At 58.7% G+C, this 18,953-nt stretch carries 13 protein-coding genes; 5 read left to right on the top strand and 8 right to left on the bottom strand.

Annotated elements, in window-relative coordinates; genetic code table 11:
• Both KW837_RS21395 and KW837_RS21390 read left to right on the top strand, forming a co-directional pair.
• On the top strand, nucleotides 1-3,072 hold the full coding sequence (locus KW837_RS21395; protein WP_218398471.1) for an efflux RND transporter permease subunit: 3,072 nt from the start codon (nucleotides 1-3) through the stop codon (nucleotides 3,070-3,072).
• A gap of 175 nt (nucleotides 3,073-3,247) precedes the next feature.
• Nucleotides 3,248-4,594 carry a Fic family protein gene (locus KW837_RS21390; protein ID WP_218398469.1) on the top strand — a complete coding sequence of 449 codons (1,347 nt, stop codon included), beginning with the start codon at nucleotides 3,248-3,250 and terminating at the stop codon, nucleotides 4,592-4,594.
• A 108-nt stretch (nucleotides 4,595-4,702) separates the two neighbouring features.
• Here KW837_RS21390 and KW837_RS21385 read toward each other — a convergent pair whose 3' ends face one another.
• The 4 genes from KW837_RS21385 to plsB form a co-directional block, all read right to left on the bottom strand.
• Nucleotides 4,703-5,392 (bottom strand): DUF4197 domain-containing protein, encoded by a 690-nt coding sequence (locus KW837_RS21385; protein ID WP_218398467.1) that lies wholly within the window; start codon nucleotides 5,390-5,392, stop codon nucleotides 4,703-4,705.
• Nucleotides 5,393-5,419: 27 nt separating this feature from the next.
• Nucleotides 5,420-5,818 carry a YbaY family lipoprotein gene (locus tag KW837_RS21380; protein ID WP_123498137.1) on the bottom strand — a complete coding sequence of 133 codons (399 nt, stop codon included), beginning with the start codon at nucleotides 5,816-5,818 and terminating at the stop codon, nucleotides 5,420-5,422.
• Nucleotides 5,819-5,921: 103 nt separating this feature from the next.
• On the bottom strand, nucleotides 5,922-6,524 hold the full coding sequence (locus tag KW837_RS21375) for a hypothetical protein (RefSeq protein WP_218398465.1): 603 nt from the start codon (nucleotides 6,522-6,524) through the stop codon (nucleotides 5,922-5,924).
• A 114-nt stretch (nucleotides 6,525-6,638) separates the two neighbouring features.
• Nucleotides 6,639-9,122, bottom strand: a complete 2,484-nt coding sequence (plsB, locus tag KW837_RS21370; protein WP_218398463.1) for a glycerol-3-phosphate 1-O-acyltransferase PlsB — start codon at nucleotides 9,120-9,122, stop codon at nucleotides 6,639-6,641.
• A gap of 167 nt (nucleotides 9,123-9,289) precedes the next feature.
• Here plsB and KW837_RS21365 point away from each other — a divergent pair, with 167 nt between their 5' ends.
• The 3 genes from KW837_RS21365 to KW837_RS21355 all read left to right on the top strand — a co-directional run bounded on the left by KW837_RS21365 (nucleotide 9,290) and on the right by KW837_RS21355 (nucleotide 13,624).
• Entirely contained in the window at nucleotides 9,290-9,499 is a 210-nt protein-coding gene (locus KW837_RS21365; protein ID WP_218398461.1) for a cold shock domain-containing protein, read from the top strand.
• A gap of 340 nt (nucleotides 9,500-9,839) precedes the next feature.
• A complete protein-coding gene (locus tag KW837_RS21360; RefSeq protein WP_218398459.1) occupies nucleotides 9,840-11,675 on the top strand; it encodes a hypothetical protein in 1,836 nt (611 codons plus the stop codon).
• A 356-nt stretch (nucleotides 11,676-12,031) separates the two neighbouring features.
• A complete protein-coding gene (locus KW837_RS21355; RefSeq protein WP_218398457.1) occupies nucleotides 12,032-13,624 on the top strand; it encodes a hypothetical protein in 1,593 nt (530 codons plus the stop codon).
• Nucleotides 13,625-13,670: 46 nt separating this feature from the next.
• Here KW837_RS21355 and KW837_RS21350 read toward each other — a convergent pair whose 3' ends face one another.
• From KW837_RS21350 to KW837_RS21335, 4 genes are all read right to left on the bottom strand, one after another.
• Nucleotides 13,671-14,048, bottom strand: a complete 378-nt coding sequence (locus tag KW837_RS21350; protein WP_218398455.1) for a hypothetical protein — start codon at nucleotides 14,046-14,048, stop codon at nucleotides 13,671-13,673.
• An 84-nt stretch (nucleotides 14,049-14,132) separates the two neighbouring features.
• On the bottom strand, nucleotides 14,133-14,942 hold the full coding sequence (locus tag KW837_RS21345) for a putative RNA methyltransferase (RefSeq protein WP_218398453.1): 810 nt from the start codon (nucleotides 14,940-14,942) through the stop codon (nucleotides 14,133-14,135).
• Nucleotides 14,942-16,093, bottom strand: coding sequence for a succinyl-diaminopimelate desuccinylase (gene dapE / locus KW837_RS21340; protein WP_123501141.1), 1,152 nt, complete (start codon nucleotides 16,091-16,093; stop codon nucleotides 14,942-14,944). The genes KW837_RS21345 and dapE overlap by 1 nt, the downstream gene beginning before the upstream one ends.
• Before the next feature lie 219 nt (nucleotides 16,094-16,312).
• Entirely contained in the window at nucleotides 16,313-18,904 is a 2,592-nt protein-coding gene (locus tag KW837_RS21335; protein WP_218398451.1) for a glycosyltransferase, read from the bottom strand.
• Nucleotides 18,905-18,953 lie beyond the last annotated feature (49 nt).

Below are 18,953 nucleotides of genomic sequence, written 5' to 3'. Positions count from 1 at the left end.
ATGGGTTTCAATCTTTCCGAATGGGCGCTGCGTAACCGCCAGATCGTACTGTTTCTGATGCTCTTGCTGGCTGTCGTCGGCGCATTGTCCTACACCAAGCTGGGCCAAAGTGAAGACCCGCCGTTCACCTTCAAGGCCATGGTAATTCGTACCAACTGGCCGGGGGCCACGGCCGAGGAAGTGTCGCGTCAGGTCACTGAGCGTATTGAAAAGAAACTGATGGAAACCGGCGAGTACGAACGGATCACCTCGTTCTCCCGCCCGGGCGAGTCCCAAGTGACGTTCATGGCGCGGGATTCCATGCATTCGGTGGAAATCCCGGACCTCTGGTATCAGGTCCGCAAGAAGATCAGCGACATCCGTCAGACCCTGCCACCGGGCATCCAGGGCCCGTTTTTCAATGATGAATTCGGCACCACCTTTGGCAACATTTACGCCCTGACCGGCGAAGGTTTTGATTACGCGGTGCTCAAGGACTACGCCGACCGCGTCCAGATTCAGCTGCAACGGGTCAAGGATGTGGGCAAGGTCGACTTGCTCGGGCTGCAGGACGAGAAAATCTGGATCGAGCTCTCCAACGTCAAACTGGCCACCCTCGGATTGCCGTTGGCGACGGTGCAGCAGGCGCTTGAAGAGCAGAACGCGATGTCCAACGCAGGTTTCTTCGAAACCACCAGCGAGCGTTTGCAGCTACGGGTTTCGGGGAATTTTCAGACCGTCGACGAGATCAAGAACTTCCCGATCCGGGTCGACAATCGCACGTTCCGCATCGGCGATGTGGCGAACGTTCGTCGTGGCTTCAACGATCCACCGGCGCCGCGCATGCGCTTCATGGCTGAAGACGCCATCGGCCTGGCCGTGGCCATGAAAAGCGGTGGTGACATTCTGATTCTGGGCAAAGCGCTGGAAGTCGAATTCGCCAGGATCCAGAAGAATCTTCCGGCTGGCATGCAGTTGCGCAAGGTGTCCGATCAACCCGCCGCGGTGAAAACCGGTGTCGGCGAGTTTGTTCAGGTGCTGGTGGAGGCGCTGGCGATTGTATTGCTGGTGAGCTTCTTCTCCCTCGGTGTGCGCACCGGCATGGTGGTGGCGCTGGCGATTCCGCTGGTGTTGGCGATGACGTTCGCCTGCATGTATTACCTAGGGATAGGCCTGCACAAGATTTCCCTTGGCGCGCTGGTACTGGCGCTGGGGTTGCTGGTGGACGACGCAATCATCGCCGTGGAAATGATGGCGATCAAAATGGAGCAGGGCTTCGACCGGGTCAAAGCCGCCAGCTACGCCTGGACCAGCACTGCGTTCCCGATGCTCACCGGAACGCTGATCACCGCTGCCGGTTTCCTGCCGATTGCCACCGCGCAATCGGGCACCGGCGAATACACCCGCTCGATCTTCCAGGTGGTGACCATCGCCCTGTTGGCATCGTGGATTGCCGCCGTGGTCTTTGTGCCTTATCTGGGGGAAAAACTCCTGCCGGACCTGGCGAAAATTCACGCCGCCAAGCATGGCACTGGCGACGGCCAACCCGACCCTTATGGCACGCCGTTCTATCAGCGCGTCAGACGGCTAGTGGAGTGGTGCGTGCGCCGGCGCAAAACGGTGATCGTCCTGACCATCGTGATGTTCGTCGCCTCAGTGGTGTTGTTCCGTTTCGTGCCGCAGCAGTTTTTCCCGGCTTCTGGGCGACTGGAGTTGATGGTCGATCTGAAGTTGGCCGAAGGTGCCTCCCTGAGTAACACCGCCGAGGAGGTCAAACGCCTCGAAGGCCTGCTCAAGGATCAGGCCGGGATCGACAACTACGTGGCTTACGTCGGCACCGGTTCGCCGCGTTTCTACCTGCCGCTGGATCAGCAACTTCCGGCTGCGAGCTTTGCGCAATTTGTCGTGCTGGCCAAAACCATCGAAGACCGCGAAACCCTGCGCACCTGGCTGATTGGAACCCTCAATGAACAATTCCCGGCCCTGCGTTCGCGGGTCACGCGGCTGGAGAATGGTCCTCCGGTTGGTTATCCGGTGCAGTTCCGGGTCACCGGTGAGCACATTGAGGAAGTCCGCGCATTGGCCCGTAAAGTCGCGGCCAAGGTTCGCGAGAACCCACACGTGGCCAACGTGCATCTGGACTGGGAAGAGCCGAGCAAAGTCGTTTATCTGAACGTCGATCAGGACCGCGCACGGGCGCTGGGTGTGAGCACGGCGAACCTGTCGGGTTTCCTGCGCAGCTCGCTGACCGGTGCCAGCGTCAGCCAGTACCGCGAAGACAACGAGTTGATCGAGATCTTGCTGCGCGGCACGGTGCATGAGCGCACCGAGCTGGCGTTGCTGCCAAGCCTGGCCGTGCCGACCGACAACGGTCGCAGCGTGGCGCTGTCGCAGATCGCGACGCTGGAATACGGCTTCGAAGAAGGCATCATCTGGCACCGTAACCGCCTGCCCAACGTGACGGTTCGCGCCGACATCTACGGCAAGGAACAACCGGTATCACTGGTGCAGCAAATCATGCCGACCCTGGATCCGATTCGCGCCGAATTGCCGGACGGCTATTTGCTGGACGTCGGCGGTACGGTGGAAGACTCGGCCCGTGGGCAGAGCTCGGTGAATGCTGGCGTGCCGTTGTTCATTGTGGTGGTGCTGACGTTGCTGATGCTGCAACTGCGCAGTTTCTCACGCACGGTGATGGTGTTTCTGACGGCGCCACTGGGGCTGATCGGTGTGACGCTGTTTCTATTGGTGTTCCGCCAGCCATTTGGTTTTGTGGCGATGCTCGGGACCATCGCCTTGTCCGGGATGATCATGCGTAATTCGGTGATTCTGGTGGATCAGATTGAGCAGGACATCGCTGCCGGGCTTAAGCCTTGGCAGGCGATTATCGAGGCGACGGTGCGGCGGTTCCGACCGATTGTGCTGACGGCGTTGGCGGCGGTGCTGGCGATGATTCCATTGTCGCGCAGTGTGTTTTTCGGGCCGATGGCGGTGGCGATCATGGGCGGGCTGATTGTGGCGACGGCGTTGACGTTGCTGTTTTTGCCGGCGTTGTATGCGGCTTGGTTCAGGGTCAAGCAAGAGCCGGTGTGATTGTTTGATCTTGGCGGCCTTCGGGCCGACCATGGTCACTCCATTGTAGGAGCGAGGCTCGCCCGCGAAGGCGGTCCAAGCTCCTACACATATTTCAGATCCGTCTGATATTGAGTCAACGTAGGTGCGCTGTTGTACTCAAGACTCAACTTCGTGAGTTTTTGAGACACCGATAATGAAAAAACCGCCCATGCTCAGGGGCAGATCCGACCCGGTGTTCGATCTGTTGGGGCAGTCACCCCACAAGGAACGCCTCTCGGACTACCTCGCACTGCTCAAGCCGCTGGACGATCAGGGCCGCTACCTTCCTTTCGATGAGTTGCGCTACCGCTGGGCGCCTGGACTGGATGCGAACCTGTGCTGGGCCTTGGTCAAGAAAGCCCGGACCGCACAGTATTCCAGCATTTTGCCATTGTGCGAGCCCATTCAATGGGGCCAATTTGTGCTGACCCCATTGGCCCAGAAAGCTGTTTCGGCCGTCGATCGACAAGCGACGACGGCAGCGCTGGAATACATGACTGGCCAGATCGGCGAACGAGCGCATTTCAGCTATCTGCTCAACGATCTGATCGAAGACGAAGCCATCAGCAGCAGCCAGCTCGAAGGCGCGGCAACCACCACCCGGGTGGCCAAGGACATGCTCAAGCGCAAGCGCCTGCCGCGTACGCCGGATGAGAGGATGGTCATCGGTAACTACAAGATGATGAACTTCGCCTGGGAAAAGCGATATGAGCCCTTGAGCGTCGAGCTGATCGCGGCGATGCATCGTGTCGGCGTCGAAGGTATCGATGACCCGCAATATTCACCGGGTGCCTTCAGGGTCAACGATGACGTGGTGGTGCAGGATGGCGAAGGTAATACCGTGCATACGCCGCCTCCCGCAGCGGGGCTCGTGTCGCGATTGCAGGTGCTGTCGAAGTGGATCAACCAGTCTCACGACGATCCCGGTCAAGTGGATTACCTTCATCCATTGATCAAAGGAATCGCGCTGCATTTTGCACTGGGTTATGAGCATCCTTTTCGCGATGGCAACGGCCGGGTCGCACGGGCACTGTTTTACTGGTTCATGTTCAAGAATGACTTCTCGGCCTTTCGCTACATCGCGATCAGCTTGTTGCTGCGCAATGCGCCGGTGAAATACGGGCGCTCGTATCTGAATACCGAGGCCGATGATCTGGACCTGACCTACTTCATCGATTTCCAGTGTTCAGTCATCTCCCGGGCTGTCAGCGCTTTTACCGAGGCTTATCGAAAAAGCCTGGCCTATACCGAAAGCTTTGATCGATGGCTGCTGGAGTCTGGTTTTTTCGACCGATTGACCGAGAAACAGCGAGCCGTATACCAAGTGGCCAAGAGTGGTATGGCCAAGGAGTTCACGGCGGTCAATGTGAAGGAGAATCTGAACTGCTCTTACAACACCGCGTCAGCCACTCTGAATGGTTTGGTCGAGTTGATGGTGTTCGAGAAAAGGAGGATGGGGCGCGAGTGGGTGTTCTTCCTGCGGGCAGCGTCCGCGGTCTGATCCCCGGGGGCGTGAGATTGCTCGCGATGAGTCCGTGTCAGTCGACATACTGTGGCTGACACACCGCAATCGCGAGCAAGCTCGCTCCTACAGGATCGGAGTTGAGGCTTAGAGCGTACCAAATACCTTCTTCGCCAAACTGGTCGCCGCCGCCGCAGGGTTCTGGCGAATGGTTTGTTCCTGCTTGCCAATCATCTCGAACAAACCGTTCAACGCCTGCTCGGTCACGTAGCTTTCGATGTTGGCGTTTTTCGCATCCAGCGCGCCCAGGGTCGCGGCTTGTCCGGCGAACGCGTTGTATTGCTGGGCCAGGCCGACTTGGTCGGTGGCTTGTTTGACGATCGGCAGGAACTTGGTGCGGATCTGCTCGCGGCTGGTTTTGCTCAGGTACTGAGTCGCCGAGTCCTTGCCGCCGCCGAGAATCCCCTTGGCATCCTCCACGGTCATCTTCTTCACCGCATCCACCAGAATCGGCTGAGCCTGCGTCACGGCCGCCTCAGCCGCTTTGTTCATGCTGGTTTCCAGTTGATCGACCTGATCGCCCATGCCGAACTGTTTCATTTTCTTGGCGACCTTACCCAGCTTGCCCGGCAGTTCGATTTTCACGTCCGGGTTGTTGCTGAAGCCGCCGGGTGTGCCGAGTTGTTTAACGGCCAGTTGCGCACCTTGGGTCAGAGCGTCCTTGAGACCGCCGGTGGCGTCTTGTTGCGACAGGTCATTGAGCGACAAGGCCAAGGCGTTGGCGCAGATCATCAAGCCTGCGCACAGGCCGGCGAAGCGAAGGGTAGGGCGGAGCATGGCGGCTTCCTTGTTCAAAATAGAGAATTAGCGGGCGGCGTCGACGCGGATTTTCAGTGGCTGCGGATCGCTGCCATCCAGCTGCACGGCATGATGTTCGGTGGTGATGAACATCAGTTCGCCATTCACTTCGATCCGTGCGCTAACCGAATAACGATGGCCCGGTTTGACCTGCGCTGGATCGTAACTCAGATGAAACGGCAGCGGCACCTGGCCTTTGACCGGGCCTTTGTGTTCGTCGAGGATAACGGCGGGCGCGTCGGCGAGGGAAATGTCCTGCAGGCTGACGCTCAATGTTGCGCTCGGCGGCAGGGCGATGCGTTGCAGGTAGAAAACTTCGCCATTGAGGCTGGTTTTCGCAGCAGGTTGTATTGATTGGCAGGCTGCGAGTAGAGCCGTAAGCCCTAGAAATGAGAGTTTTTTCATGAATTGAATCCCTGTCGTTGGCGCTCGAAGTAGACGAACGCCAACGGCAATTTAACGGTTTTTTCCGGCGATTTCGCCCCATGAATCTTCTGGCAGCGCTTTTTCAGGTTCTACTAAAGGGTTTCAATACAACGGATTCTGGAGATACTGCAATTGAATTGCGGTATTCATTTTCAGTGGCTGTCAGCGTATAGCGTTTACCAGGTACGACAGTGTCCGGATCGTATTCCAGGTAAAACGCTTCCGCCATTTTTTCGCTGATATGTATTTGCGTCAATTGTGCAGCCGTATTGTCGTGCTCGTGGGCAACAACGGTTACTGCGTGTTCAGGTTGAACCGCTTGAGGCTCCTGTGCCTGGAGGTAGAGGCGGCCGATAGGGCTAAGGTGCAGGATTTGTCGGTGCGGCGCACGATGGACGATCACGAAGTAGTCCAGGTCAATCAGCAGTGGAACGCCGTTGTGGGTCATGCTGACGGTGACAAGGTATTTAACGCTGACATCGGAATAGTTGTGTGCAAATGAAAAGTTCCAGCGCCCACTACGCAGTACGGGGTCACGGGATTGCGCCACTTTGATGGGGGTGGAAGAGTTCGCGGTATGAACACTTATATAAGTTTCGCCTTCGCCACCGCTGGGCGGCAGAAAGTCTTCAGGCAAACTAAAGGTGAGCGTTACGTGTGGGTTAATATTTTCTAATGGGTTCATCGCAATATCCGTATCGGGATTAGTTGTAGAGGACCTCTATTAATTCATAACTTGGTGGTTATAAGAACGTCCTTGTTCTTGTAATCATTGTCAGAAAGTTACAGGTAGCCTCAACTAAACTTGATCCGCCGCATCTTCACTGCGATGCAGCGCCACCTGACGGATCGACAAACGAATCTCCGCCGGTAATACCCGTTTGGCCGCACCTTCGGCCAGTTCGCCGAGCAGTTTGTGATAGCTCAACTTGCCGGCTTCGTCGCGGCGCAGCACGTCGAGGTCCAGCATTGTCTGGATGAAGTGACGGAACAGGCTCTTGTCGAAGAACTCCGGGGCGTTCAGGCCGTGGAGGATCGACAGGCGCTGGGCCATGACCGTGCACAGATCTTCCAGTTCTTCGGCGCTGATGCTGTTCTGGCCGCTGTTGAGCAGCAAGGAAACGGTCATGTAAAAGCGCTGCAAAGTCTGGGCGATGCTTTTTGATAACAGTGTCAGCAGCACGAAATGCCGCGAGCTCGGTGCCGGACGCAGGTACACGTCGTTCTCGAAACGCAGCAGGCCTTGCTCGACGAAGGCTTCGAGCCATTGATCGACCACGCCATCGAGTTCGTCCAGCGTCCAGCGAATGAACAGCTCCGATTGCAGGTACGGATATAGCGCGCGGGTGTAGCGCAGGATTTGCTCGCGGCTCATGCGCGAGGTGCTCTGGAAGAAACTCGCCAGCAACGACGGCAACGCGAAGATGTGCAGCACGTTGTTGCGGTAGTAGGTCATCAGGACGGCGTTTTGTTCGTCCAGGTACAGAATCTTGCCCAGCGCATCGCTTTGCTCGGACAGCAGGTCCATGTCTTTCACGTGCTCAATCAGCGCCCGACCGTCGCCCTCCGGCAGGGTGGTGTGCGAGGAGTAGGGAACCTTGCGCAACAGCGCCAGATACAGATCAAGCACCCGCGCCATGGCGCGATCGTCCAGGGCCAGACGGCTGGTGGACAGCAACGCCAGGGCCACCAGATTCACCGGGTTGATCGCCGCCGCTTCATTCAAATGCTGGGCGACTTTTTCGCCGAGGCGGTTGGTGGTTTCGTTGAGCCAGGCCGGTTTGAACTGCGGACCGAGTTCCTGTTGGCGCCAGTCTGGCTGTTCGCTGTCGAGGAACTCCGCCAGTTTGATCGGCTCGCCAAAGTTGACCGCGACCTGACCGAAGCGCTGTTTGAGCGCGCCGATGACTTTGAAAATGTCGAAAATCGATTCTTTCTTCTTGCTCGCGCCACGCAATTCGCCGAGGTAGGTGCGGCCTTCCAGCACGCGCTCATAGCCGATGTACACCGGCACGAAGACGATCGGCATGCGTGACGAACGCAGGAAGCTGCGCAGAGTGATCGCGAGCATCCCGGTTTTCGGTTGCAGCATGCGCCCGGTGCGCGAACGGCCGCCCTCGACGAAGTACTCGACCGGGAAGCCTTTGGTGAACAGGGTGTGCAGGTATTCGTTGAACACCGAGGTGTAGAGCGGGTTGCCCTTGAAGGTGCGGCGCATGAAGAACGCACCGCCACGGCGCAGCAGGCTGCCGATCACCGGCATGTTGAGGTTGATCCCGGCGGCAATGTGCGGCGGGGTCAGGCCGTTGCGAAACAGAAGATAGGAGAGCAGCAAATAGTCGATGTGGCTGCGGTGGCACGGCACGTAGATCACTTCGTGACCTTGGGCGACCTTTTGCACACCTTCGATGTGGTTGACCTTGATCCCGTCGTAGATCTTGTTCCAGAACCAGCTCAGCACCACTTCCAGAAAACGGATCGCGGTGTAGGTGTAGTCCGAGGCGATTTCGTTGCCGTAGCGCAGGGCCTGGGCCTTGGCTTTTTCCGGCGAGATGTTCTCGCGTTCGGCTTCGTCGAGGATCGCCTGTTTGACCGAGGGCTGATTGAGCAGGCCTTTGACCAGGTTGCGGCGGTGGGAAATGTCCGGGCCGATCACCGCGGCTTTCAGGTTGCGAAAGTGCACCCGCAGAATCCGCTGGGCCATGCGCACGGTGCGCTCGTGGCCTTTGTTGTGATCGATCAGTTCACGCAAATGAATCGGCGCCGAGAACTGCACCCGGGTCTTGCGCCCCAGAATCATGATGCTCAGCAGTCGACGCAAACGCCCGGTGACCGCCCAGCTGTCGGCGAACAGCAGTTTCCACGGGCTCGATTCGCTGTCCGGCGACTGGCCCCAGAACACGCTCACCGGAATGATCTGCGCGTCTTCGGCGGCGTTCTGGCTCAGGGCGCTGACCAGACGGGTCAGGGTCGGTGGCGCACCGCGTTTGTCCTGACGGCCGAGCCAGTCGGGCTCCGGCGTCAGGTAAAAGAACGCGGCGGGTTCTATTAACGCGCCTACCGACACCGGCAACACCGGGCGCGGCAGGCCGGCCTTGCTGCATTCGGTATCGACCACGGCGAGGTCGGTCAGTGAAGGATTCTGCAGGACGTAGAACACCGGCCGGCTGCGGTCGAGGTTAAGGGTGAACGACGACTGATTGATCGTCTCCGAGCGAACCCAGAGGTACAGCAGTCGGCGCAGGGTGCCAAACACAAGACGGCGGAACGGGGAACGGGTCATACGGCTTCTGCGTGAGTGGAAAAAAACCGAGCGTTTGCTCGGGCGGCAGATAGTGTGCCGTATTCGCCGAAAATCGGCAAAAAAGCGCCTAAGTAAACTTGAGTTGAGAGTTTTCGCGGCTGTCATATACTCGGCCGTTCAAAATAAAAACAAGGGGGTAACTAGATATGGCTGCACGCGAAACCGGCAATGTGAAGTGGTTCAACGACGCCAAGGGCTATGGCTTCATTCAGCGTGAGGACGGGGTGGACGTGTTCGTGCACTACCGCGCTATTCGCGGCGAAGGTCATCGCTCGCTGACGGAAGGTCAGCAGGTTGAGTATGCGGTGGTGAGCGGGGAGAAGGGCTTGCAGGCAGAAGACGTTGTAGGGTTGTAAACCTCAAGATCAAAAGATCGCAGCCTTCGGCAGCTTCTACAGGGCTTTGTGTACACCTGTAGGAGCTGCCGAAGGCTGCGATCTTTTTTGTGAGCGGGTAAAACCTGAAAGCAATGCTGTATGAATGGCCACCTGTCAGTTTTGACAGTGGACGGTTTTTTTCCTCACGCCTACCCTCGCGAAATACGATCCCTGGAGTCAGATCTTTCAGGGCTTTGCTCCATTCGAGAGGAAAGCGGTCATGTGGAAAAGTATTTCGATTTTGTTGGTCTTGGGTGTTGCTGGATGCGCGGTGCAATCCACTTCCACACACGTCCCGCCCGCATCCTCCATCCGAGCAATGACAGCCCTGTCATCACCGCAACAGGATGATGTTCAGAGTATTTCCGCCGCGCAGTCGTCGGTATTCAAGGTGGTCGAAGCGCCAGCCGGCGAGTTGAACGCCGATACCCTCGGTACCGAGGCCAATGTGCTGGTCAGTTACCCGAGCCTGGCGATCCGCGATACCGTCGGCGTGCGCCTGACCGGCGTGGCACTGCGTGATGCGCCAATCCAGACCGTGTCCACCGTGGGCACGCTGACGTTCAAGTTGCCCAAGGCGTGGGTGACTGAAAACAAGGGGCATACGGTCAATCTGACTTACACCTATAAGGTGGGCGGTGCGGGCAGTCTGATCACCTCGTCGCCGTTGCCCATCCATGTGGTGGGCGCTCAGGACCTGAATGTGTTCAAGGTGGTCGAAGCGCCAGCCGGCGAGTTGAACGCCGATACCCTCGGTACCGAGGCCAATGTGCAGGTCAGTTACCCGAGCCTGGCGATCCGCGATACCGTCGGCGTGCGCCTGACCGGCGTGGCACTGCGTGATGCGCCAATCCAGACCGTGTCCACCGTGGGCACGCTGACGTTCAAGTTGCCCAAGGCGTGGGTGACTGAAAACAAGGGGCATACGGTCAATCTGACATACACCTATAAGGTGGGCGGTGCGGGCAGTCTGATCACCTCGTCGCCGTTGCCCATCCATGTGGTGGGCGCTCAGGACCAGAATGTGTTCGAGGTGGTCGAAGCGCCAGCCGGCGAGTTGAACGCCGATACCCTCGGTACCGAGGCCAATGTGCAGGTCAGTTACCCGAGCCTGGCGATCCGCGATACCGTCGGCATGCGCCTGACCGGCGTGGCACTGCGTGATGCGCCAATCCAGACCGTGTCCACCGTGGGCACGCTGACGTTCAAGTTGCCCAAGGCGTGGGTGACTGAAAACAAGGGGCATACGGTCAATCTGACTTACACCTATAAGGTGGGCGGTGCGGGCAGTCTGATCACCTCGTCGCCGTTGCCCATCCGGGTTATTGGTGAAGTGCCTGTAGGAGATGGGCAACGTGTTGCCAATGACCTCAATGCGCAGTACGCCGATACGCGACAAAATTGTGGCAGTGCTTCGCTACCTGCCGCGCTGTGCTCGGGTGTCATATTGCGGGCGACGATTAACGGCGCCGGCTATCGCGCCTGGAACCCCAGTCCACTCTCGCAGCAGAACGGTGGTGTTTCGTTTTTCTACTTGCGTAAAGATGCTCTCTTCAAAGCATTTCCTGCCAACTATCCAAACACCAGTGGTTTCGTTTTTTTTCCATCACAACAACGCCCGACGGGGAGTATGGAAATTCCGGTTCTATGCGCTTTTCCAATAGACGGGGGCAGTGACATCAGGGCCGACCAGGGTTGTGGTGTATCCAGTAATTATCCAACCGTCAGTCGCTCTTGCGAGCAGCAGGGAATTACCACGGCAGCAGGATGGCTCACCCATTACAATCAAGGGCCGGCAGGATGGAAATACCAGCGTCAGTGCGGTTTCAACGTACGATCCAGCCAAGGAGCTCTGGCTGCAAATGCGTTTTATCAGGGGATACTAGCCATGAAGTTAATGGGAGCCGAGTCGTTCAACTCCTGGAATGAAATCCGTCTGGCTACCTGGCCACAGAACATCCATACAACCATTCCGATCAAGGCGTTCTTTTATACGAGCAACGGCCTGGCGAACGCCCGATATAATCAGCAGGATTTTTACAAGTACTCCAGCAAGGCGATACCAATTATCAAACTGACGCTGCCCAGAACAACTGCCGAGTCCGCGCAGTTCGAATTCATAAAGGCTGATCAGGTCGTGGGCAACTGGAACTGAGGGCAGCGATTCCAGGTGCGGCTTGTAAACCTCAAGATCAAAAGATCGCAGCCTTTGGCAGCTCCTATAGGGAAATGCATTCCAACTGTAGGAGCTGCCGAAGGCTGCGATCTTTTGCTTTCAAGCGGTTTTCCAGGTGATCTCTTCTTCACCATCGGCGTTGAGGCGCATCCAGCGATCCGCTGTCTCCTCACCTTCCCTCTCAACCCACGTCGCGTAATTTCTCACCCTGATGCTGGATGTTTAGCCACCTGTCATATCTGACAGTAGATTGCTTTTTTTCACCAGCCTAATCTCAGGGAACATTATCTCTGAGCTCGCATTGGCGGGCGCAGAAACAGTCGGGAGTGATCGACATGTGGAGAATCATTGGCTTTTTGCTGGTGCTGACTGTGGCCGGGTGCAATTCGCAAGGCATCCCATCCGACCATGAACTGCCGACTTCCGACCCGGCAAAGTCTTCGGTCATGACAATACCGGTGCAGGGCGGTGGCGAGGTGTTCACTACCCAGCAAGCCACAGTGTTCAAGGTGGTTGAAGCACCTGCCGGTGAGTTGAATGCCGACACCCTGGGCGCCAATGCCACCGTGCAGGTGAGTTACCCGAGCCTGGCGATCCGCGATACCGTCGGTGTGCGCCTGACCGGCGTGGCACTGCGTGAGACGCCAATCCAGACCGTGTCCACCGTGGGCACGCTGACGTTCAAGTTGCCCAAGGCGTGGGTGACTGAAAACAAGGGGCGTGGGGTCCTTCTGACTTATATCTATAAGGTGGGGGGGGCGGGCAGCCTGATTTCATCGTCACCGTTGTTCATCCGTGTGGTGGGCGCTCAGGGCCTGAATGTGTTCAAGGTGGTCGAAGCGCCAGCCGGCGAGTTGAACGCCGATACCCTCGGCACCGAGGCCAACGTGCAGGTCAGTTACCCGAACCTGGCGCCAAGGGATACCGTCGGCGTGCGCCTGACCGGCGTTGCGCTGCGTGATGCGCCAATCCAGACCGTATCCACCGTAGGCACACTGACGTTCAAGTTGCCCAAGGCGTGGGTGACTGAAAACAAGGGGCGTACGGTCAATCTGACTTACACCTACAAGGTGAGCGGTGCGGGCAGTCTGATTACGTCGTCGCCGCTGGTGGTCAGGATCGTTGGTTCAACAGCTCCGACCGATGGACAGCGTGTGGCGAATGAGCTTAATGCGCAGTATTCCAACACCAGCAATACCTGTCCGGGTAATAAAGCTGCATATGAATGCAACGGAGTGCTGATCAGGGTAGTCGATGCCTCGCCCGCATTTCGCGCGTGGAATCCCAGTCCGGGCGCTGTGAGGCTGGGAGGTGTTTCGTTCAGCTATATGCGGTCTGACCTGGGGATGAGTCGACTGCAGGAGGGGAGAAATCACGGGCTGATTCTCAAGCCAGCGCAGGCCTTCACCGAGAACGGGGGATACCCGCTTCAGGTGCTTTGTTCCTTTGCCTATGATGCGGGGACCGGCAATCGGTACTCGAGTGGGTGTGGTGACTCCTCGCAGTTTCCACAAACCAGCAGGCCCTGTGCTGCACAGGGCATCGTAACTGTTGCAGCCTGGCGCACGCATATGCAGGCTTATCCACCGACCAATGAAAGTCGCTATCTCCATCAGTGTGGCTTCGGTACCGACCAGTCCTCATTTGCCCTGAGCCTTTCTGCGAGGGACAACCCGATGGCCGAACACATTCGCTGGAGGCAAAACGAAATCGTGATCAAAACCTGGCCTCAGAACACCGGGACGCTCCCCATCAAAGCGTTCTTTTATCTCGACGGTTCGAATGGAAATGCGGGGCTTGAACAGGCGAAATTCATACAACGGGATTTCTACAAGATGACGGGCCGATCGATTCCGGTCATCCGGGTCGCACCCAACATGCCGGCAGCAAGCCTGTTCAGCTACAGAGCTGCGGACCAAGGTATTTAGAGGGCGGAAAAGGGCAGGTCGCCTGGACGGCCTGCCTGATTGTTGCTTAAGCAGTTTTCCAGGTGATTTCTTCTTCACCATCGGCGCTGATGCGTATCCAGCGATCGGCCGTCTCTTCACCTTCTTCCTCGACCCAGCTACCCGGTGCGCAACGCACTTCGACGTTCAGCGCGGCAAAGGCTGCGCGGGCGCAGGCGATGTCGTCTTCCCATGGGGTCTGGTCGCTGTCCAGGAACAGGCTGTTCCATTTGCCCACGGCTTTCGGCAACCAGGTGACCGGCACGCTGCCGGCCTTGCACTTGTAGGTCTGGCCTTTCTGAACCCAGTCGGTGCACGGGCCTAAAGCCGCGCCGAGCCAGGCCGCGATGGCCTTGTAGTCGACGTCGGCGTCTTTCAGGTAAATCTCGATATCGGGTTGGCGCATGGATGTCCTCACTGCGGGTCTGAAAAATCCATTCGCGGATTTAGCCGGCCTCAAGTTGTTTGCTCAAGACCAAAATTTAAGAGTTTATTGAAGAACAAAATAATCGTAGCGCATCGAAACAGTGACCTCGAACGGCTCGGCCTGTTCGATAACCGCCGCCCGGCGTTCGGCGCTGGCGCGCCAGCCGTGGGGTGTCATGGCCAACAGGTTCGCGCGATCCTGACCACTGACCAACGTCAGTTTGAACTCTAGGGTTTCGCTGTGCTGCAGCGCCATGCCTTCCGGCACCAGCGCCAAATGCTTGTCATCGGTGTACTCGCGCACTTCGTCGTACAGTCGCTCGCGCAATTCCATCAGATGGCCGCTGGTCGGCCCGACTTTCATCAGGCCGCCGCCGGGGCTGAGCAGGCGCTTGGCTTCTTCCCAGTCCAGCGGGCTGAAAACGCTGGCGAGAAACTGGCAACTGCCAGAGGCCAGTGGCACCCGCGCCATGCTGGCGATCAACCAGGTCAGGGCAGGGTTGCGTTTGCAGGCACGTTTGACCGCTTCCCGGGAAATGTCCAGCGCATAGCCATCGGCGTTGGGCAAGGCTTCAGCGATTTGCGCGGTGTAGTAACCCTCGCCACAACCGATGTCCAGCCAGCGCTGGGGCGCGTATTGCGCGGCCAGTTCCGCCAGACGCTTGGCCACTGGCGCGTAATGGCCTGCGTTCAAGAAGTCGCGACGGGCTTCGACCATCGCCAGGTTATCCCCAGGGTCGCGGCTGTTTTTGTGCTGCACCGGCAACAGGTTCAGGTAACCCTGCCGCGCACGGTCGAAACGATGCCCGGCGGGGCAAGCCACGCCGTTGTCCACCGTGTTCAGCGGTTCGCTGCAGATCGGACATGCGAGCATCAGGCGAGCAACTTGATCAGAGTCTGGTAGTAGATTTCGGTCAGCACATCGAGATCGGCCGCCAGCACGCGCTCATTGACCTGGTGAATCGTCGCGTTGACCGGGCCCAGTTCGACAACCTGAGTGCCCATGGTCGCGATGAAGCGGCCGTCGGAGGTGCCGCCGCTGGTGGAGGCCTTGGTTTCACGACCGGTGATGTCCTTGATGCTCGACGACACGGCGTCCAGCAGCGCACCCGGTTCGGTGAGGAACGGCAGGCCGGACAGGGCCCAGTCGATGTGCCAGTCCAGGCCATGCTTGTCGAGGATGTCGGCGACGCGCTTTTGCAGGCCTTCGACGGTGGATTCAGTCGAGAAGCGGAAGTTGAACACCGCCACCAGATCACCCGGGATCACGTTGGTCGCGCCAGTGCCGGAATTGACGTTGGAAATCTGGAAACTGGTCGGCGGGAAGAAATCGTTGCCGTGGTCCCAGTGTTCGGCGGCGAGCTCGGCCAGCGCCGGGGCAGCGAGGTGGATCGGGTTCTTCGCCAGGTGCGGATAGGCCACGTGACCCTGCACGCCGCGCACGGTCAATTTGGCGCCGAGGGAGCCGCGACGGCCGTTCTTGACCACGTCACCGACCAGGGTGGTGCTCGACGGTTCGCCGACGATGCACCAGTCCAGACGTTCTTTACGGGCGGCGAGGCGTTCGATCACAGCCTTGGTGCCGTGATGGGCCGGGCCTTCTTCGTCGCTGGTGATCAGGAAAGCGACCTTGCCTTTGTGGTCCGGGTAGTCGGCGACGAAGCGCTCGGCTGCCACGGTCATGGAGGCCAGGCTGCCTTTCATGTCGGCCGCGCCACGGCCGCAGAGCATGCCGTGCTCGTCGATCACCGCGTTGAACGGGTCGATCTGCCAGGCGGTTACCGGGCCGGTCGGAACCACGTCAGTGTGGCCGGCGAAGCACAGCACCGGGCCTTCGTGTTTACCGTGGGTCGCCCAGAAGTTATCCACCTCTTCGATGCGCATCGGTTCCAGCTTGAACCCGGCATCGCCCAGGCGCTGCATCATCTGCTTCTGGCAATCGGCGTCGACCGGCGTCACGGACGGACGGCGGATCAGGTCGATGGCGAGTTGAAGGGTCGGCGAAAGGTCGGCGTGGGCCGTCATGGAAAGCTCCGAAAACATGAAATATGGGCGCGGGCTAAATGTGGGAGCGGGCTTGCTCGCGAAGGGGCCATCACTGACGCCAAAAGCTTCGCGAGCAAGCCCGCTCCCACAGGTATGGCGTTCGGCCGTTGGTACGTGCCCGGCCAAGGCCTGCAAAATGGCGGTTATCTTAAAGCAAAACGGCGGCCATTGGCCGCCGTTTAGTGCATCTGTACTGATTTAGACAGCCGGTGCGGTCGTGGCTTCAGCCACCGGTTTGGGTAGCGACGACAGGAACGCCATGATCAGCGCCGCCAGGTATGGCAGTGACTGCACCAGCAACATGGTCACCCAGAAGCGCATGTCGTTGCTCGGCAGGCCTTGCACCAGGAAGATCCCCAGCGCCGCGCCCCACAACAGCAACATGATGAACACCTCTTCGCGCGCCTCCGAAATCGCCACCCAGAAGCCATGGTTATCGGCGTTTTTCGGGGTGCGGAAGAACGGAATGCTGCTGGTGAAGAAACCGTACAGCACCGCTTTGGCGATGGTGTGCGACAACGCCAGCCCTGCCAATGCTGCGCAGAACGCATCCTTGAGGTTGACCCCGACCGCACGGCGGTACAGGAAGATGATCTTGCCGACCTTGAACACGAACAGCGCCAACGGCGGGATCGCGAAAATCAACAACGGCGGATCGACCCGTTGCGGCACGATGATCATAGCTGCCGACCACAACAGTGCGCCGACGGTGAAGAAGATGTTCATGCCGTCCGCCACCCACGGCAACCAGCCCGCGAGGAAGTGGTAACGCTGGCCACGGGTCAGTTCGGTGTCCTTGCCGCGCAGCAGGCTGGCGGTGTGACGCTTGATGATCTGAATCGCTCCGTAGGCCCAGCGGAAACGCTGTTTCTTGAAGTCGATGAAGGTATCAGGCATCAGGCCTTTGCCGTAGCTGTCGTGGTAATACGCCGCCGACAGGCCTTTTTCGAACACGCGCAGACCCAACTCGGCGTCTTCACAGATGCACCAGTCGGCCCAGCCCAGTTCCTCGAGCACCGAGCGCCGGGTCATGGTCATGGTGCCGTGCTGGATGATCGCGTCACGGTCGTTGCGGGTGACCATGCCGATGTGGAAGAAGCCTTTGTATTCCGCGTAGCAGAGCTTCTTGAAGGTGCTTTCGTTCTGGTCGCGGTAATCCTGTGGCGATTGCACCACGGCGATTTTCGGATCGGCGAAATGCGGCACCATGTGCTTGAGCCAGTTCGGGTCGACGCAGTAGTCCGAGTCGATCACCGCAATCACTTCGGCATCCTTGGCGGTATGCGGAATCAGGTAATTCAGCGCGCCGCCCTTGAAGCCAGCCAACGGTGCCACGTGGAAGAACTTGAAGCGCGGGCCGAGGGTTTCGCAATAATCGCGCACCGGTTCCCAGACCGCCGGGTCTTTGGTGTTGTTGTCGATGATCAGGACTTCGAAGTCCGGATAGTCGAGATTGGCCAGGGCGTTGAGGGTCTGTTTGACCATCTCCGGCGGCTCGTTGTAGCAAGGTACGTGAATCGACACCTTCGGTCGGTAGTCCGAATCACCCACCACTGGCAGGAATTCACGCCGGCGTTTGTGGGTCCAGACCGCTTCGGCTAGTTCATGGGCCTCGGTCAGCAGAACGATAAACACCCCGAGTGCACCGAGGGCGAGCAGGAAGCCCACCGTCAGACTGAACCAGGTGCTGTATTGCTGGCTGTAGTCATAACCGATCCACACCAATACCGAACCGCACAGGAACGCGATAAAGGTCAGGAAGGTGCGGCCACGTTGACGCAGGGCCGAGCCGTCGATCATTAGCAGGGTCAGGGACAGCAGGGCCAATACCGCCGAGCCGATCGCCAGCACACGCCATTGCGGGATCGCGACCACCGGGCCTTCGAAATTGAATTTCTGTTGGCGCGCGGCGTTGAACACACCCCAATACGCGCCCACCGAACCTTCGTCAGTGGCCTTCCACGGCTGGTCGAAGGCTTCGATCACGAAGTAGTTGAAGCCCTGGCGGTTGAGCTTGTTGACCAATGTGCGCAGGTAAATCGCCTGGTCCGCCGGCGACGCATCGGCGCCACCGCGCATGCGGCCGTTGCTCGGCCAGCCTACCTCGGAGAGCAGCAGAGGCTTTTTCGGAAACATCTTTTTCAGGTCACGGGCGCGGTCAAGAACGAACTGACCGGCCTTATCCACGGGAACGAACTCCCAGTAGGGCAGAACGTGAGCCGCGATCAGGTCGACGTGCTTGGCCAGGCTCGGGTTTTCTTCCCAGACATGCCACTGTTCGGAGGTGGTGACCGGAACCTTTACGGCCGCGCGGACGCGATCCAGGATCAGGCTCAGCTCTGCTGCAGTGATTTCCTTACGGAAGATCGCCTCATTACCGACAATCACGCGAACCACGCTGCGCGAGGTGTTGGCGATTTCGATGGCGCGGGTGATCTCGCGCTCGTTGCGCTCTTCATCCGGGCTGATCCAGATACCCAAGGTCACCCGCAGGCCGAATTCTTCCGCCAGTTTGGGAATGTTCTCCAGCGTGCCGTCGACCGAGTAGGTCCGGATGTTGTCCGTCAGCTTGCTCATGATCTCCAGGTCGCGACGCATTTCATCGTCGGTCGGGTACTGGGCTTTTTGCGGGTACTGGCCTTGTTGAAACGGCGAGTACGAAAAGCCGGAGATCTGTTCAGGCCAGTTGGGGGCGGTGACGGGGCGATTGACCAGCGCCCAGAAACCGGTGAACAAGGCGGCGATTGCAAGAACCACGACCAGGTTGAGTCCAAATTTACGCGATGACATAGCTATTTCAGGTTCCAGGGGCTACTGAACGAAGGAACAGTCGGCGGCC

Source organism: Pseudomonas sp. PDM24 (assembly GCF_019218905.1).
GTDB lineage: Bacteria > Pseudomonadota > Gammaproteobacteria > Pseudomonadales > Pseudomonadaceae > Aquipseudomonas.
This window is presented reverse-complemented; position numbering and strand designations above follow the sequence as displayed.

What these genes read in the sequence shown, in the direction of transcription:
- KW837_RS21395 (WP_218398471.1), top strand. Translation starts at nt 1, where the DNA reads ATGGGTTTCAATCTTTCCGAATGGGCGCTGCGTAACCGCCAGATCGTA.
- KW837_RS21390 (WP_218398469.1), top strand. Translation starts at nt 3,248, where the DNA reads ATGAAAAAACCGCCCATGCTCAGGGGCAGATCCGACCCGGTGTTCGAT.
- KW837_RS21385 (WP_218398467.1), bottom strand. Translation starts at nt 5,392, where the DNA reads ATGCTCCGCCCTACCCTTCGCTTCGCCGGCCTGTGCGCAGGCTTGATG.
- KW837_RS21380 (WP_123498137.1), bottom strand. Translation starts at nt 5,818, where the DNA reads ATGAAAAAACTCTCATTTCTAGGGCTTACGGCTCTACTCGCAGCCTGC.
- KW837_RS21375 (WP_218398465.1), bottom strand. Translation starts at nt 6,524, where the DNA reads ATGAACCCATTAGAAAATATTAACCCACACGTAACGCTCACCTTTAGT.
- plsB (WP_218398463.1), bottom strand. Translation starts at nt 9,122, where the DNA reads ATGACCCGTTCCCCGTTCCGCCGTCTTGTGTTTGGCACCCTGCGCCGA.
- KW837_RS21365 (WP_218398461.1), top strand. Translation starts at nt 9,290, where the DNA reads ATGGCTGCACGCGAAACCGGCAATGTGAAGTGGTTCAACGACGCCAAG.
- KW837_RS21360 (WP_218398459.1), top strand. Translation starts at nt 9,840, where the DNA reads ATGACAGCCCTGTCATCACCGCAACAGGATGATGTTCAGAGTATTTCC.
- KW837_RS21355 (WP_218398457.1), top strand. Translation starts at nt 12,032, where the DNA reads ATGTGGAGAATCATTGGCTTTTTGCTGGTGCTGACTGTGGCCGGGTGC.
- KW837_RS21350 (WP_218398455.1), bottom strand. Translation starts at nt 14,048, where the DNA reads ATGCGCCAACCCGATATCGAGATTTACCTGAAAGACGCCGACGTCGAC.
- KW837_RS21345 (WP_218398453.1), bottom strand. Translation starts at nt 14,942, where the DNA reads ATGCTCGCATGTCCGATCTGCAGCGAACCGCTGAACACGGTGGACAAC.
- dapE (WP_123501141.1), bottom strand. Translation starts at nt 16,093, where the DNA reads ATGACGGCCCACGCCGACCTTTCGCCGACCCTTCAACTCGCCATCGAC.
- KW837_RS21335 (WP_218398451.1), bottom strand. Translation starts at nt 18,904, where the DNA reads ATGTCATCGCGTAAATTTGGACTCAACCTGGTCGTGGTTCTTGCAATC.